The sequence below is a fragment of the Pseudoalteromonas sp. APC 3691 genome (genome assembly GCF_030408135.1).
Lineage (GTDB): Bacteria > Pseudomonadota > Gammaproteobacteria > Enterobacterales > Alteromonadaceae > Pseudoalteromonas.
This window is the reverse complement of the sequence record NZ_JASDCB010000058.1, coordinates 13561-29720: the sequence shown is the minus strand read 5'-3', so window position 1 is coordinate 29720 and position 16160 is coordinate 13561. Positions and strand designations below refer to the sequence as shown.

The 16160-nt window shown below is 37.8% G+C and carries 15 protein-coding genes; 6 read left to right on the top strand and 9 right to left on the bottom strand.

From position 1 onward, the window contains the following. Positions 1 to 252: 252 nt before the first annotated feature. A complete protein-coding gene (gene adhP / locus QL998_RS16050; protein ID WP_024604846.1) occupies positions 253 to 1263 on the bottom strand; it encodes an alcohol dehydrogenase AdhP in 1011 nt (336 codons plus the stop codon). A gap of 204 nt (positions 1264 to 1467) precedes the next feature. Here adhP and QL998_RS16045 point away from each other — a divergent pair, with 204 nt between their 5' ends. Continuing rightward, on the top strand, positions 1468 to 2013 hold the full coding sequence (locus QL998_RS16045; protein ID WP_024604845.1) for a MarR family transcriptional regulator: 546 nt from the start codon (positions 1468 to 1470) through the stop codon (positions 2011 to 2013). Between the two features lie 40 nt (positions 2014 to 2053). Here the strand turns inward: QL998_RS16045 and QL998_RS16040 are convergent, their stop codons facing one another. Both QL998_RS16040 and QL998_RS16035 read right to left on the bottom strand, forming a co-directional pair. Then, positions 2054 to 3070 (bottom strand): lytic murein transglycosylase, encoded by a 1017-nt coding sequence (locus QL998_RS16040; protein ID WP_004334714.1) that lies wholly within the window; start codon positions 3068 to 3070, stop codon positions 2054 to 2056. Beyond that, on the bottom strand, positions 3063 to 3350 hold the full coding sequence (locus QL998_RS16035) for a YcgL domain-containing protein (RefSeq protein ID WP_024604843.1): 288 nt from the start codon (positions 3348 to 3350) through the stop codon (positions 3063 to 3065). Before QL998_RS16035 ends, QL998_RS16040 begins: the two co-directional genes overlap by 8 nt. Before the next feature lie 155 nt (positions 3351 to 3505). On the opposite strand from QL998_RS16035, the gene minC reads away from it, so the two are divergent. The 3 genes from minC to minE are packed head-to-tail and all read left to right on the top strand — an operon-like array spanning position 3506 to position 5290. Further along, complete coding sequence (gene minC / locus QL998_RS16030) at positions 3506 to 4210, top strand: septum site-determining protein MinC (RefSeq protein WP_290193059.1); 705 nt, start codon at positions 3506 to 3508, stop codon at positions 4208 to 4210. 5 nt (positions 4211 to 4215) lie between these two features. Then, complete coding sequence (gene minD / locus QL998_RS16025) at positions 4216 to 5025, top strand: septum site-determining protein MinD (RefSeq protein ID WP_024604841.1); 810 nt, start codon at positions 4216 to 4218, stop codon at positions 5023 to 5025. Between the two features lies 1 nt (position 5026). Continuing rightward, positions 5027 to 5290: a cell division topological specificity factor MinE gene (minE, locus tag QL998_RS16020; RefSeq protein WP_004334706.1), complete on the top strand. Its 264-nt coding sequence runs from the start codon at positions 5027 to 5029 to the stop codon at positions 5288 to 5290. A 370-nt stretch (positions 5291 to 5660) separates the two neighbouring features. Here the strand turns inward: minE and rnd are convergent, their stop codons facing one another. The 3 genes from rnd to QL998_RS16005 form a co-directional block, all read right to left on the bottom strand. Continuing rightward, entirely contained in the window at positions 5661 to 6791 is a 1131-nt protein-coding gene (gene rnd, locus QL998_RS16015) for a ribonuclease D (protein ID WP_290193058.1), read from the bottom strand. 51 nt (positions 6792 to 6842) lie between these two features. Next, positions 6843 to 8495 (bottom strand): long-chain-fatty-acid--CoA ligase FadD, encoded by a 1653-nt coding sequence (fadD, locus tag QL998_RS16010; RefSeq protein ID WP_290193057.1) that lies wholly within the window; start codon positions 8493 to 8495, stop codon positions 6843 to 6845. 115 nt (positions 8496 to 8610) lie between these two features. Continuing rightward, positions 8611 to 9462, bottom strand: coding sequence for an alpha/beta hydrolase (locus QL998_RS16005; RefSeq protein WP_290193056.1), 852 nt, complete (start codon positions 9460 to 9462; stop codon positions 8611 to 8613). A 413-nt stretch (positions 9463 to 9875) separates the two neighbouring features. Here QL998_RS16005 and QL998_RS16000 point away from each other — a divergent pair, with 413 nt between their 5' ends. Next, the gene (locus QL998_RS16000; RefSeq protein WP_182692913.1) at positions 9876 to 11165 is read left to right on the top strand and encodes an alkaline phosphatase; all 1290 of its coding nucleotides are present in this window, start codon (positions 9876 to 9878) and stop codon (positions 11163 to 11165) included. A 257-nt stretch (positions 11166 to 11422) separates the two neighbouring features. Here QL998_RS16000 and QL998_RS15995 read toward each other — a convergent pair whose 3' ends face one another. The 3 genes from QL998_RS15995 to QL998_RS15985 all read right to left on the bottom strand — a co-directional run bounded on the left by QL998_RS15995 (position 11423) and on the right by QL998_RS15985 (position 14448). After that, positions 11423 to 11752, bottom strand: a complete 330-nt coding sequence (locus QL998_RS15995; RefSeq protein ID WP_290193055.1) for a hypothetical protein — start codon at positions 11750 to 11752, stop codon at positions 11423 to 11425. A 68-nt stretch (positions 11753 to 11820) separates the two neighbouring features. Next, complete coding sequence (tsaB, locus tag QL998_RS15990) at positions 11821 to 12522, bottom strand: tRNA (adenosine(37)-N6)-threonylcarbamoyltransferase complex dimerization subunit type 1 TsaB (protein ID WP_290193054.1); 702 nt, start codon at positions 12520 to 12522, stop codon at positions 11821 to 11823. Between the two features lie 9 nt (positions 12523 to 12531). Next, positions 12532 to 14448 carry an ATP-dependent DNA helicase gene (locus QL998_RS15985; RefSeq protein WP_290193053.1) on the bottom strand — a complete coding sequence of 639 codons (1917 nt, stop codon included), beginning with the start codon at positions 14446 to 14448 and terminating at the stop codon, positions 12532 to 12534. A 332-nt stretch (positions 14449 to 14780) separates the two neighbouring features. On the opposite strand from QL998_RS15985, the gene QL998_RS15980 reads away from it, so the two are divergent. Continuing rightward, positions 14781 to 16064 carry a sodium:proton antiporter gene (locus QL998_RS15980; RefSeq protein ID WP_290193052.1) on the top strand — a complete coding sequence of 428 codons (1284 nt, stop codon included), beginning with the start codon at positions 14781 to 14783 and terminating at the stop codon, positions 16062 to 16064. Positions 16065 to 16160 lie beyond the last annotated feature (96 nt).

The following is a 16160-nucleotide window of genomic DNA, read 5'->3' as shown; positions in this document are numbered from 1 at the left end:
ACAATATGCGCGGATTACATCAAGGTCAGAAGTAATAATCTTCACTAAAAGACCGTATATATGACAGCAAACCTGTCCCTGCTATCGTTGAATGACACCTTGCAATACTGGAGGAGACCATATATGAACTCTGGATAATAAATCTATCTCAAGCAGCTATTTTCAGCGCTCAGGTTAGTTAAATACTTAAAAAGCACGGTTTTCTAATTTAGAAGCCGTGCTTTTTTGTGTTTTATAAACGCTTAATCTAAATTAAATAGTAACCACTATGCGACCGTTAATTTCACCTTTGAGCATATCATCAAAAATTTCGTTAATGTCCTCTAAGCGTTTTTCTTCAATAATCGCTTTTACTTTACCTTGCGCTGCAAATTCCAAGCATTCTTGCAAATCTTTACGTGTACCAACAATAGAGCCAACTACTGAAACGCCATTAAGCACAGTATCAAAAATAGGAAGTGGCATATCCTCTGGAGGTAATCCCACTAATACGCATTTACCGCCACGGCGTACACTTTTATAGGCTTGTTCAAACCCAGCTTTAGACACTGCAGTACACACAACACCATGCGCGCCACCGACTTGTTCAAAAATAGCTTCGCTTGGAACCACCTCTTTAAAATCGAGGGTGATATCTGCGCCTAGCTCTTTAGCAAGCGCGAGTTTTTCTTTGCCTGTATCAACAGCTATTACATTAAAACCCATTGCTTTAGCATATTGCACGGCCAAGTGCCCAAGCCCGCCTACACCAACAATAGCAACCCACTGCCCTGGTTTAGCACCAGATACTTTTAATGCTTTATAGGTTGTAACACCTGCACAAAATAATGGAGCAGCCTCAGAAAAGCCTAATCCCTGAGGTATTTTTACAACGTAGTCGCCATGCGCTAAACAATATTCTGCATAACTACCATCAATAGAATAGCCCGTATTGTGCTGCGATAAACACAGTGTTTCTTTGCCATCTAGGCAAAACTCACAGTGCCCACATGCACTATAGAGCCAAGGAATACCCACTCTATCGCCAACTTCTAAGTGCTTAATGTTGCTTCCGACTTTTTCGATAACACCGACACCTTCGTGCCCTGGTACTAATGGCATTTTTGGTTTTACTGGCCAATCCCCATGACAGGCATGTAAATCGGTATGGCAAACGCCACAGGCCGCTATTTTTACTAAAACATCATTTATTCCCACCTCAGGAATTGGTAAGTCTGTTATTTGTAATTTACCTTTGTATTCATTATTAATTGCAGCTTTCATAGTCATTCCATCGTATGTGAAAAAATTAAAAATAAGGATTTATTTACGTATTGTTGTGTACAACATATCCCAATATAGATGTATAAATATTAATCTAAATTATACTTTAGTCGTTAAAATCAATTTATAAAATGGCTAAGAACTTGCTATCCAAAATGAGCGTGCTAGCATTTACTTTCTGAAATTACTGAAAGTTACTAAGCTATGAGTTTATCCGAAAAGAATTTTGCCTTTGTAATGCATTGTGGTGAGATGGGCAGCCGATGGGGATTCAATCGTACAATTGGGCAAATGTGTGGTTTGCTGATTATTACTAAAAATCCAATGACAGCTAATGAGATTGCAGATGCGCTTAGTATTTCTCGCGGTAATGTAAGTATGGGTATTAAAGAACTGCAATCGTGGCAGTTAATTAAAATACAGCATATTCCTGGCGATCGTAAAGAGTACTACGCCCCTGCTGGCGATATTTGGGATATGGCAAATCGCGTATTTGAAGAACGTAAAAAACGTGAAATTGAGCCCACCTTAACACTACTACGCGATAACTTATTAGACGAAGCCAGTAACGATGATGAGCTTTATGCACAAAAACAAATGGGTGAGATTCACAACCTACTTGAAACCGTCACTAAATGGTCATCAGAACTACAGCGTTTAACGCCAGAGCAACTTAATAAGCTAATGAAGCTAGGTTCTGGAATTGGTAAAGTTATTGACCTAAAAGAAAAGATATTCAAAAAAGAATAAAGCCGCAATTGCGGCTTTATTTATAGGTATATTTTAAGAATTAGATTTTTGGATAACCAATTCTATCCGACAAGTAACCTACACTAGTAGCAAAGTAATACGAGCGATTCCAATGCATAAACACTTTGTAGTTATCGTACGCTAAGTACATACGGCCATTTATATCATCAGGCATAACCAGCGCAGCACGTACGTCTACATTAGGTAAATCAGAACCATCAGCTTTACGAACACCCAGTGCTTGCCAATCAGCTAATGAGCGCTCTGAGTCATTCCAATATTCTAACCACTGCTTGCGAGTTTTGGTACCACGCACTAAAACGTATTTACTATCAAAGTTTTCAGGTAACTGAACTTGGCGACCCCACGTAAGAGAGTCATTCCAGCCTTCTTGTTTTAGATAATTAGCAATTGAGGCAAAAGCATCTTCTTTTGTAGTCCAAATATCTTTACGACCATCGTTATTGTAATCAACCGCGTAAGCATTAAAAGAGGTAGGCATAAATTGCGTTTGCCCCATTGCGCCTGCCCAAGAGCCTTTAAATTTATCAAGCGTTATGTGGCCCGACTTTAAAATATCCAGTGCAGCCCAAAGTTGGCGCTTATAAAGTGCTTCTCGGCGTCCATCAAAAGCAAGTGTCACTAATGATGAAATAACGTTATGTCCGCCTTGAATTGTACCAAAGTTACTTTCAAGTCCCCAAAGCGCCACTATAAAGCGTGCTTGTACGCCAAACTCTTTCGCTACTTTTTCAAGTACCTCTTTGTTTTCTGCGTAAAGCTTACGTGCGCGGTCAATTTTCCATTGTGGTACACGTTTTGGTAAATACGTTTCAAGGGTTTCTTTTACTTCTGGCTGGTTTTTGTCAGCCGAAACCACTTTTTCTTTATACGTTGCTGTTGCAAACGCATCGTCAATAAGTTTGGCTTCGTAACCTTTTGCGATAGCTTCTTGCTTTAAATTCGCTAAATAATCTTGAAATTCAGCCTGAGTTTTTGCCATAACAGGTGAGCTTAAACATACACCACATAATATAACGATAAGTTTTTTAATCACTATCAACTCCATTGTCTTTTCGTAATTGGCTTAGCAAACTTTGCTCAGGTGGTGGAATTTGTAAGTAGTAGCCTTTATCAGGATTTGATAACGCTGCTTTTACAGTTTCTAAATCTGCCCCACCTAAATGCTCACGTTTTGTTAAATTGATGATCATCACATAAACAGGTTGACCAAACATAGTCATCAAAGGTTCCGGAACTTTACTAAAATCATCTCTTTTTTCAACAAATAAGAACGTATCCGCTTTTTTCTTACTTTTATATACTGCAGTGAGCATTATGGCCCTATAAATTCTTGCTTAACAATGCCGCACACTATAACATGAGAGTAATAATAAGTTAGAAAAATTAGATTAGAAATTTCAATAAAGGCTCTATTCAGCCTACGTTTATCTAAAATTAATTTCTAATCAGACAAATCAATTGAGCGTGTATGTCGGACCAAATTTTTGAGTTAAAAGGGAATCTTTTTACGTTATCAGTTTTGCATCTTTATAGTACTGATATAAACCTTTTAGCAGAACAACTGTATGTAAAAATAGCCCAGGCCCCTAAGTTTTTTGAGGGTGCGCCTATTGTCGTTAATTTAATTGAAATTAAAAACAGTTCACTTGATTTTGTTCACTTAAAATCATTAATCGAGCGAATGAGTTTTAATGCGGTTGGTGTGTGTAATGGCTCAGATGAGCAACATACTCAAGCAAAGGCTGCTGGCTTATCTGTTTTAAATTATTCACAAGACGTTAAGAGCGAACCTGTTAAAAAAGAGTCCAATACATCGATTGTAGAAAAAACGGTGCATTTACCAGCGCAAATTATCAGCGGTACAGTTCGCTCTGGACAACAAGTTTATGCAAAAGATAGAGATTTGATAGTACTTGGCGCAGTTAGTCATGGTGCGGAAGTCATTGCCGATGGGAATGTGCATATTTATGGCACGCTACGCGGTCGCGCTATTGCAGGCGCAAAAGGTTTTAAAGAAGCACACATTTTTTGCCAAAAACTTGAAGCCGAGCTGGTTTCAATAGATGGTAATTACTGGATCAGTGATTCGCTACAAGGTGAACATTGGGGAAATGCAGTGCAAATACAACAAAAAGACGAATCATTAGAAATTTCAGCATTGGTTAAAGGATAAATCTCATGGCAAAAGTAATTGTCGTTACCTCAGGTAAAGGCGGTGTTGGTAAAACAACATCAAGTGCTGCAATTGGCACAGGCTTAGCGTTAAAAGGCTATAAAACAGTTATTATCGACTTTGATATTGGTTTACGTAACTTAGATTTAATTATGGGTTGTGAACGCCGCGTTGTTTATGACTTTGTAAATGTAATTAATGGTGAGGCAAACCTTAACCAAGCGCTTATTAAAGATAAACGTGTAGATAAATTATTTTTACTACCTGCTTCACAAACTCGTGATAAAGATGCTTTAACACGTGAAGGTGTTGAACGCGTACTAAATGAACTAAAAGAAGACTTTGATTACATAGTATGTGATTCACCAGCAGGTATTGAAGCTGGCGCTATGATGGCAATGTACTTTGCTGATGAAGCAATTGTAACAACAAACCCAGAAGTGTCGTCAGTTCGAGATTCAGATCGTATTTTAGGTATTTTACACAGCAAATCAAAACGTGCTGAAGAAGGCCTAGAAAATATTAAAGAACACTTACTATTAACACGCTATAACCCTGGTCGTGTTGAAAAAGGTGAAATGCTATCGGTAGAAGATGTGCAAGATATTCTGTCAATCCCATTATTAGGGGTTATTCCTGAATCGCAAGCGGTATTAAGTGCTTCAAACTCAGGCCAACCTGTTATATTGGATACAGAATCTGATGCAGGACAAGCTTATGCAGATGCGATTAGCCGCTTACTAGGTGAGACTGTCGACTTTCGCTTCTTAGATGTAGAGAAAAAAGGTTTATTCAAACGGATATTTGGAGGTTAACGTGTCTTTACTTGACTACTTCCGCTCAGAAAAGAAAAACAGTGCGTCATTAGCAAAAGAGCGATTGCAGATCATTGTCGCGCACGAGCGTTCTCAACGAGGAACGCCGGATTACTTACCACAATTAAAACAAGATATTTTAGATGTGATCCGTAAATACGTGAACGTAAGTACCGATGCAGTTCAGGTTCAGTTTGATCAAAACGAAGACGATTTAGCCGTACTTGAGCTAAACGTTACACTACCTGATGAAGAAAAGAAGTAATTGATGAAAGGGCGCTTTATAAGCGCCCTCTTTATTTTCATTTACTTTGTAATAACTTTCTAAATATCTACGTTTTAATCCCTTGCATGCAACTAAAACTTTTTCACTATTTAACACAACAATTATAGATAATACCAATTCGCTTAATTAAGTGATCTATTTTGAGGATGGAAAAACGTGTTGATAGCTAGGCAAAAAAATCGCTATTTAGTTGTTCTCGGCAATTGCTCCTGCATTGCTCTACCTTCTGCATCCATGCAGTCGTAAATGAGATTTTTTTAACACAGGTAACGACACGTTTAGCGCCGCAAAATGATTAAGTATTATTACGGATTGGTATAAGTATTACACAGTAAAAAAATATCTAGTCTTAAGTATCCCATTCTTTTAGCGTATCTTTTACAAAAGAATAGCGCCAAGAACTAAGCAAATCTGGTTTAATATGCTGCTCTTTTTGTGCTGCAGATAATTTCCAATTCCAACTAATTAGTTGATTAACCTGCTTTTTAGAAGCCATTACATCCTCTGGAATATTATGTTCTTTGGCAACTTTATTAATTTTTTGTTTTATCTCTTTCGCTACTTTTTTGTAACTAGGAAAGTCTATTAAACGCTTTAAAATTGCTGGGTGTTGCTCCTCAGGTAATGCTTTGGCAACTTCAATACACTTGATTATATCTACACCAGAGCGATTAACTTCAATAGCTTCAACTCCTGGAATTTGACGTAGAGCATTTAAACTTGAAGGACCACGTTTGGCAATTTCAGTCATGTTATGTTCTTTTAACACAAAATTTAGCGCTAAATTTTTCTTAATGGCTTTGTTTCTGCGCCATACAGCAAGTTCCTTTAAAACCGCAAGTTCGTGCGGTTTGAGTTGCCATGCATTTTTAATATCTTTATATAAAAGCTCGTCTGGTGTTTGAAACGCACGTTTTTTAGCTATCAGCTCACTCTCGTTTATTACAATGTCAAAGAACCCAGCGGCATTAATACGCTCTATAATCAGCTCGAAACACGGCAATAAGTAAAAAGTATCTGCAGCAGCATAATCTAACTGTTTTTTAGTTAACGGACGTTGCAGCCAGTTAGTGCGTGACTCACTTTTATCTATTTCAATACCTTGCAACTCTTTTACCATAAGGGCAAAGCCCATACAGTTACCTTCCCCAAGTAGCTGCAACGCAAATTGTGTATCAAAAAGTGGGGATGGAACAAAGCCTGCGTATTTTTGAAAAACCTCAATATCTTCTGAAGGAGAATGCAGTACTTTTAAAACACTAGGATCTTTTAGTATTTCCCAAAAATCGAATAATGAGAGCTCAGCTAACGGATCGATAAGCGCTAAATGCTCACCATCAAAAACTTGGATAAGTGCAACTTCTGGATACAAAGTGCGACGACGCATAAACTCAGTATCAATAGCTAAAATAGGCTTATTTTTTATTTGTTCAACAAAAGTGTTCAGTTGATTTTGGGTTTCGATCAATTGGTATTGCACTTAATCTCCTACAATAAAAAAGCCGACATATGTCGGCTTTTTTATAGGTTGCTAATCTTTCAAGGCTCTTCGGAGTATTTTACCTACGTTAGTTTTAGGTAACTCATCCCTAAACTCTACCAGTTTTGGGACCTTGTAATTAGTTAAATTATCACGACAGTGACTTATTATATCTTTTTCAGTTAAAGAAGGGTCTTTTTTAACAACAAAAACTTTAACTTGTTCACCACTTACATCGTGAGGAATACCAATAGCAGCAACTTCAAGCACACCTTCGTGCATAGCCACTACCTCTTCTATCTCATTAGGGAAAACATTAAAGCCAGATACAATGATCATGTCTTTTTTGCGATCTACAATAAAGAAGAAACCTTCATCGTCATAAGTTGCAATATCACCTGTAGCAAACCAGCCGTCTTTTAAACATTCAGCTGTTGCATCTGGTCGCTTGTAATAGCCCACCATAACCTGCGGGCCTTTCACACACATTTCACCCGGTTCACCTTTAGCGGCTTCTTCACCGTTATCAAGTATTAACTTAATCTCTGTATTAGGCGCAGGTAAACCAATAGAGCCGTTGTATGCTTCTAAATCATAAGGACTAATAGTTACTAATGGAGAACATTCTGTAAGGCCATAGCCTTCCATTAATTTTGAGCCAGTCACTTTTTGCCACTTTTCAGCAACAGGACGTTGCACGGCCATACCGCCACCTAAAGACATTTTTAAATGACTGAAATCAAGCTCTGCAAAACCTGGTGTGTTTAATAAACCGTTAAATAACGTATTAACACCAGTAATAGCAGTGAATTTATGCTGACCTAGCTCTTTAACGAACCCAGGCATATCTCGTGGGTTTGTAATTAATATATTTAAACCACCGTACTTCATAAACGTCAGGCAGTTAGCTGTTAAAGCAAATATATGATAAAGCGGTAAAGCGGTAACAACAACTTCTGTACCACGATTTAACACTTTGTCTAAACAGCCTGAAACTTGCTCAAGGTTACCAACCATATTGCCATGGCTCAGCATTGCCCCTTTTGATACACCTGTTGTACCACCGGTGTACTGTAAAAAAGCAAGATCGGACAAGCTCATTTCAGGACGTGTATATTTAGTTTCATCTGCAGCTAAAACGTCTGAAAAGTTAATTGTGTTTGGTAAGTTGAACTTTGGCACCATTTTTTTAATGTGCTTCACAACAAAGTTAACTATGTGCTTTTTAAGCCCACCAACCATATCGCCTACTTGCGTTACTACAATGTGTTTAACATCAGTGTGTGCAAGTGACTTTTCAAGTGTGTCAGCAAAGTTTGCTAAAATGAAAATAGCGGTAGTGTCAGAATCCTTTAGCTGATGCTCTAATTCACGCACAGTGTAAAGTGGGTTAACATTTACAACCACACAACCTGCACGTAAAATACCTAAAATGGTGACTGGCGTTTGTAGTAAGTTAGGCATCATTACGGCAACTTTGTCGCCTTTTTTGAGACCTAAGTCATTTTGAATATAGGAAGCAACTTTTTTTGTTGCTGTATCTATTTCATCGTAAGACATCGTTTTACCCATATTCGTAAATGCAGGTAAATCGGTGTAGTCAGTAAAACTTTTTTCGAACACTTCGAGTAACGAGTTGTAATGCTCAGGATCGATTGTTTCAGGCATACCCTCTGGGTAGCGCTTAAGCCAGATTTTTTCCACTCTTAGCCCCTGTTTATAATTATATTTTTATTAACCTTAATCTAAGTAAGGCGCTTTAACAATTGAGCAAATACTCTAATGGAGGAATAATCCCACATTTTACGTAAACTTACAATTAACATGCACCATTTTGCAGCATAAAGTCTTGAATATGCTTAAAACATAGTTCACTACTTTGCATATGACAGTGGTGCCCACCATCTACATTAATGACCTTCAAGCTATTGTAATAACTAATATACTTTGCCAAATTTTGTTTTACAAACGAATAACCTTCGTTACCTAAAATTAATTGACATGGTGCAATTAAATCTTTTATTGCACCAATACATTGCGCCTCATTAAACCTAAAACCTGAGTGATTTTTAAGCTTTGGATCAGTTGTTAATGTATAACCATCTAAAACCGATTTTATATTTCGCTGCATTAAAAGAGCAATAAGCTCGCTATTCAAATCGGTTGTTTGAGCACGAGCTTCATAAATAAGCTCTTTCGACTTATAAATTCTCGACTTTTTATTTTTTAAACGCGCTCTATTTAGTACTGCACTTTGTAACTGTTCACACACACCTTCACTAGGGGTTGTAACACACCCAATCCCCTCAATAAAGGTAACAGATTTTACATAATCACCAAAGCAACTAGCAAAAAGCCCTGCAACCATGGCTCCCATCGAATGCCCAACTAAATGTACTTTTTTAACACCAAGGGCATTTATAAGTTGGTACACATCATCAATATAATCAACAAAATAATAGTGTGCATCATCACTTCGCCAAGATGATAAACCGTGCCCGACAAAGTCAATACAGTACCACGTATGCTTTGGGTTAACGTTGTTTAACATTGGCATAAAGCTATGGCAGTTATCTAACCACCCATGCAATGCTATTACTATTTCGTTCCCTGAACCTACTTTTAAGCCATGGATATTTAAATTATTGGTTTCAATATTAAATGGCTGCACGGTAAGTCCTTTATTAATTTAGAGCATCATTATTTATAGCATACAAGTTGTCAGACCACTAACTTAGAAAATGGTGCCAAATTCACGATTTAATTATCTTCGTGATGAAAAAAGAAGCAAAGCATAATAATTAAACATAACATTATTAATAACTTAAACTAAAAACAACAAACTAACCGTTTTTAATAAGCTTACTCTGTATGTATTTTGAACAATTTAAAAGTGGCGGCATTGTATATACTTAACTTATAACTAGTATAATTAAATAAATAGAACTAACAGCGTTAACTATAATTTTATGTATATAAAATCAAAGTATAAATTATAAATATCTCAGATATTCATTTATTTATCATCCTATCTGTATACAATATCAGCGGCTATTAAATAAGGTACACTCATAAGGTACAACCATGAAAAAACAGATCAGCTTATTGGCACTTTTATGCACCGCTTCTGGTGCTTACGCAGAATCAGCACCTAAAAATGTAATTTATATGATTGGTGACGGCATGGGTCCGGCTTACACCACGGCTTATCGCTATTTTAAAGATGACCCTGCAACAAAAGAAGTAGAAGGCACGGTTTTTGACACTATTTTAAAAGGCATGGCTCACACCTACCCTGATGACCATACTTATGTAACAGACAGCGCTGCGGGTGCTACAGCGCTTAGTAGCGGCCATAAAAGTTATAATGGTGCAGTTGCTGTAGATACAGATAAAAAGCCAGTTAAAACCATGCTTGAAATGGCAAAAGAGCGCGGTATGACAACAGCGCTTGTAGCAACTTCACAAATAAACCATGCAACACCTGCTAGCTTTACAGCTCACAATGAATCTCGTTACAACTACGATGATATTGCCAACGATTATATTGATAATAAGATTGCTGGTAAATTACCTGTTGATTTAATGCTAGGTGGCGGTACTAAATATTTTATTCGTGACGACCGTAATTTAGTTGAAGAATTTAAAGCGGCAGGTTACCAATACGGTGACGATATTAATAATCTGGGACAAATTACACAAATACCTGCCATAGGTTTGTATGCAAGCAAAGGCTTGCCATTTGCCCTTGATATGAACCCAACTCGCCTTACTCAGTTAACATCTAAAGCGCTTGGTTTACTAGATAACCAGAATGAAGAAGGCTTTTTTGTGATGATTGAGGGCAGCCAAATTGATTGGTGTGGTCACTCTAACGATATAGCGTGTGCGATGGCTGAAATGGACGACTTTGCTAAATCAATCGAAAAAGCAAAAGCGTACGTTGATAAAAATAAAGACACTATACTTGTAGTTACAGCCGATCACTCAACGGGCGGCTTAACTATTGGTTCGCACGGCCAATTTAAATGGGAAACAGACGTAATTAAAGGTGTTAAGGCAACGGCTAGTAAGTTAACAGACAAACTTATGGAGTCTAAAGACTTAAAACCAGTATGGACTGCTAACACCAATATTGAATTTACAACCGAAAACCAAATCAAACTTGAGCAAGCTAAAAAAATGGGAGAAAAAGCGCTTAATTTAGCTGTTAAAAGTATTATTAGTGATGCAAGCTTTACTGGCTGGACAACTGGCGGACACACCGCTGTAGACGTTCAAGTATTTGCCTATGGCAAAGGCAGTGAGCAATTTATCGGCTCACAAAATAATACTGATATTGCAGATAAGCTGATTGGCTTTATTGAACAGTAATACCAATCCGCAATAATACTTAATCAATTTGAGGGGTTAAATCTGACGTTAACTACGTTAAAATTTTCTGATATAGAACAACTAAATAACGAAATTTTTGCCTTGTTATCGACACGATTTTCTTCCCTCAAAATAGATCACTTAATTAAGCGAATTGGTATAATTTCACCTCGTTTTTAACACAAAAAGCCCGAACACATGTTCGGGCTTTTTATTGAATTTTATCGCTGTATTTATCTAAAACGTTTGAATGAGCTTTAAGCGTATATATCAACGCCTATTAAATTTTGTACTTCGGCTCTGCGTTCTAAATTGGCAAATTCAGTATAAGTAGAAATCGCTTTACTTACTTGAGCTGTCGGTTGGTCGTAAATTGTTTGGCTGTATTCATTGCTTTTAGCACTGCTTTTAAACAGTTGATTAGCTAGTTCGACGCCCTCGACACTGCTTTTTACATAATCGGTATTCGTTGTTTGAGCAGCCGGCTGGTCTAATAAACTCTGTGGTTTATTAGTAACAACTTTAGTAGGGCTAACCCTACCCGGAATATCTCCGGTAAAAAAACCTGAACCAATAGGCAGCGTCATTACGCGTCTCCAACCTTAATATTGTATAAAATTATGATTTAAAAACAACCAATTTGCAAATAATATGATTACTCACGCCCTGGTAGCTTTTTCCACGTTACCGTATCTCGCACATATTTAGGTTGAGCGTCACTCGCTTTTACAACGTCACCCGCTAAAAGCGCGGCTTCAACATGCGCTAACATATAACGCGCATCAGGCAATGTAATATCAGTATTAATTGTCACGTTTTCAAAGTCATTTAGCGCATCAGGATAGGTTTTAAAGCCCGTGCCCACAGCTACAGATGGCTCAGTGGTCGATATATAGTCATTATTTAGTAAATCAGGTTTTATAACGCATTCTTGGTTAACTAAAAGCATTAGATTATTTTGCACTTGATAATGTGCAAAGTATATCTCCCCCATGCGGGCATCTATGCTTGGGTAAACACTAAGGCTACCGTTTTGTTCAAATGCTTGTTGCGCCATAATAGCCAAAGTAGACACACCTACAAGCGGCAAATTAGTTGAATACGCTAAACCTTGCGCTATAGCTACACTAATACGTACACCAGTAAAACTGCCAGGGCCTTGTCCAAAACCAATGACATCTAAGTCTTTTAATTTACAGTTTGCTTTAGTTAATAGCTCATCCACAAGTGGAAGTATTTTTTGGCTATGTTGCTGCGGACATTCTTCAAAATGATGAAACGTTTGGCCCTGAAAATGTAAAACAATTGAAAGTGCTTCTGTTGAAGCATCAAGGGCAAGAATATTACTTTTGATCATTTTAGTACTCTAGTTAATTTGTTTTAAAAATGTATTGGCATCTTCTAAGCTTCGCGTGCGGCGCATCGGCGGTAAGCTTTTTAAAAATACTTGGCCATATTGGCGTGTAACTAAGCGATTATCGCATATTACAAGTACGCCTTTGTCTTTACTATCTCGAATTAAACGCCCTACACCTTGTTTTAGCGCAATAACAGCCTGCGGTAATTGTATGTGTGAAAAAGGGTCTTTTCCCTGCATTTGGCAATCTTGCATTTTAGCTTGAAGCAATGGATCGTCAGGGGCTGAAAATGGCAATTTGTCTATAATAACACAGCTTAGTGTACTGCCGCGTACATCAACACCTTCCCAAAAAGAAGCCGTGCCGAGTAATACTGCATTACCATGGCGAGTAAATTTCTCTAAAATAATACGCTTAGACATTTGTCCTTGCATATAAACTGGGTAGTCTATTTGTGTAGTTAGCCCTTCGGCCACTAAGTGCATCATTCGATAGCTCGTAAATAACACAAAACAACGCCCTTGTGCTGACTTTATAAGCTCAAGTGTTAATTTTACAATCGCATGCGGCATATTATCAGCGTGTGATTCGGGTAAATAACGCGGTAAACACAGCAGCGCCTGATTAGGGTAATCAAACGGGCTATCTACCATCATGCTTTGCTTTGGTTTTAAACCAAGGCTTGCATTAAAGTGCTCTAGTTTATTGTCGACCGAAAGTGTTGCTGAAGTAAATACAAAGCCTGCGCCCGTGTCTTGCATCATTTGAGCAAATTTAGCTGATACATTTAATGGCGTTATATTAATAGTTAAATAACGGCGCGTTGTTTCATACCAGTAACTAAAACCGGTTTGGGCTGTATCAAAAACCCGCTCTAACTGCCCTTTAAACGCAAGTGCACGTTCAAATGGATGCTCTATTTTATCGCTTCTATCTAGGCAAAGTTTAAGTACTTGATAAACAAAATCTAAATCACTGATCACACGATGAAGTGCCGCGCATATTTGTTTATCACTTAGCTTTTCTCGCCAATCGCCTCTACTGCCATCAACACCAAACTGCAATCGTAAATCAGCAACGCTTGTTTCAAGCTTATTTAAGCTTTTGCCTAGCTGCAGCATATCGGGAATTTCGGCTCTATAAATAGCACGTAAATCATTAATTAAATCCACCAGCTTTTTAGTACTAATACTCTCACCAAAATAATCACTGGCAATTTCGCTTAACTGATGGGCTTCATCAAATATATACGCGTCAGCTTTTGGCATAAGCTCAGCAAAGCCACTTTCTTTTACGGCCATGTCGGCAAAAAATAAATGGTGATTAATCACAACTACGTCGGCATCGGCCGCAGTTAAACGTGCTTTGCGTATATAACAGCTTTGAAAATCTGGACACTCTTTACCTAAGCAATTATCGGCTGTTGAATTTACATAAGGCAGTACTTTCGCGTCATCTTCTATACCAAGACAATCGGCCAAATCGCCTGATTGCGTTTCACTGGCAAACTTAGCCACCATCGCTAGTTGATGCATTACGTCGGAGTCGTCAGTAGGCACATGCGCAACATGCTGATTAAGTCGGTAGGTACATAAGTAATTGGCACGCCCTTTTAATAAGGCGGTTTTTTTAGAAGCACCAAGCGCTTTCACTAATTGAGGTAAATCGCGGTGATATAACTGTTCTTGTAAGGCTTTAGAACCAGTCGATATTATCGTTCGGCCTTTTGATTTAAGTGCAGGGGCTAAATATGCAAATGTTTTACCAGTACCCGTGCCTGCTTCAACAACTAATTGCGAACTGTTTTTTAATGCATCTGCAACAGCTACTGCCATATCAATTTGTGGTTGGCGAGGCGTATATCCATCTAACGATGACGCCAAAGGCCCGGTTGCACTAAACAGCTGTTTGATAATACCAATCACTTTAAAATAAATAATAGCGGGATTTTACGTAAGCAAAGCATTTAGGGCAAGTAATTACAAAATCGACTTTTATTTTATGATGCAACACACGTTTCAATAATGTGATTAACCACTAAAGTTTACAACAAACACTGTATTTATAACATACATTTAATTTAATAATGACAATATTTACAAAGCCTAATTTCCTATTTACTCTTACTAAAAACAATCCTCACTAAAAGCTATATTTAGGCATAAATACTGTGACTCTCAAATATTACAGGAGTAACATACGCGGGTTTATAATCCTCCTTTTTGTGTGTCGTTTAAAAAATAGTTAAGGTTAATCAATGAATGCTTGGTACCTCATTTGTTTTCTCTCTGCAATTGCAATATTTATAGCCTTTGCAAACCAGTACATCCTCAAAATGCAAACTACCATTGCCATTACAACCGGCTCTGTGGTTATTTCTTTATTATTGATCATTGCCGTTAAATTATTAGGCGATCAGAACGCATTAGCAATGACCCAAATTGTTTCCAGTATTAACTTTAACGAGTTATTACTCAAAGGTATGCTCGGATTTTTACTTTATGCTGGCGCACTGGAAATTAACCTTATGGCGCTTCGTAAACAGCGCTGGGAAATAACCGCATTGGTATTATTTTCAACCATCGTGTCCACATTTATAGTGGGTTATTTAAGCTTTTATTTATTTTCAGTTTTTGGTTTTGATGTCCCTTTTATTTATTGTTTATTGTTTGGCGCGCTTATTAGCCCAACCGACCCTATCGCTGTACTTGCTATTATTAAACAAATGCGAGCGCCAGAAGGTATATCGGTTCAAGTAGAAGGTGAGTCGCTATTTAACGACGGTATTGGTTTAGTAATATTTACCACTATATTTTCTGTTGCTTTTTATGGCACAGATGCACAATTTGGTGACATAGCAGAGCTATTCTTTGTTGATGCAATAGGGGGCATTGCGTTTGGTTTAGTCATTGCATTAGTTGGCCACTTTTTAATTATTAATAGCCGCGATGTAAATATTCGCTTATTAATTACCTTAACTATCCCAACTGCAGGTTTTGCTGCTGCAAATATTTGGGAAATATCTGGCGCACTTGCCATGGTAACCAGTGGAATATTAATGGGTAACATTACTCGCACCAAAGCAACCGAGCGTACGGGGCCTGAAGACACTCGTTACGTAAAAGATTTTTGGCATGCAACCGACAGCTTTTTAAATGCGCTACTGTTTTTAATAATAGGTATGCTAATAGTCACTATGCCAATTACCCTTGGCGAAATTGGTTTAGGTTTATTAATGGTGCCGGCTGTATTACTTGCACGCTTTATAAGTGTAGGCGCACCATTTGTAATTTTTAAACGCTTTAGAACTTACGATAAACACAGTGTTAAAATTTTGACCTGGGGTGGACTACGTGGTGGCCTTGCTCTGGCAATGGCGGCAGCAATCCCACGCGAGCAAGTTTTTGTAGGCGGCTCTGACCTACATAACCTAATAGTAATTGTTACTTACGTAGTGGTTATATTTTCTATTATTGTACAAGGCTTAACTATTTCGCCGCTTATTCAAAGCAGCATTAAGTCCGCTGAGCAAGCAAAGTAATAAATGTTTTACCCGCAACACATTCAGTAACCAAGTTATTAAAAATAATCACTTGGTTACTGTTACTCACGTGTTACAAAAACACTTTAAAGTTCT

Coding starts and splice junctions, on each gene's coding strand:
- adhP (WP_024604846.1), bottom strand. CDS start 1,263: ATGAAAGCTGCAATTAATAATGAATACAAAGGTAAATTACAAATAACA.
- QL998_RS16045 (WP_024604845.1), top strand. CDS start 1,468: ATGAGTTTATCCGAAAAGAATTTTGCCTTTGTAATGCATTGTGGTGAG.
- QL998_RS16035 (WP_024604843.1), bottom strand. CDS start 3,350: ATGCTCACTGCAGTATATAAAAGTAAGAAAAAAGCGGATACGTTCTTA.
- minC (WP_290193059.1), top strand. CDS start 3,506: ATGTCGGACCAAATTTTTGAGTTAAAAGGGAATCTTTTTACGTTATCA.
- minD (WP_024604841.1), top strand. CDS start 4,216: ATGGCAAAAGTAATTGTCGTTACCTCAGGTAAAGGCGGTGTTGGTAAA.
- QL998_RS16000 (WP_182692913.1), top strand. CDS start 9,876: ATGAAAAAACAGATCAGCTTATTGGCACTTTTATGCACCGCTTCTGGT.
- QL998_RS15995 (WP_290193055.1), bottom strand. CDS start 11,752: ATGACGCTGCCTATTGGTTCAGGTTTTTTTACCGGAGATATTCCGGGT.
- tsaB (WP_290193054.1), bottom strand. CDS start 12,522: ATGATCAAAAGTAATATTCTTGCCCTTGATGCTTCAACAGAAGCACTT.
- QL998_RS15980 (WP_290193052.1), top strand. CDS start 14,781: ATGAATGCTTGGTACCTCATTTGTTTTCTCTCTGCAATTGCAATATTT.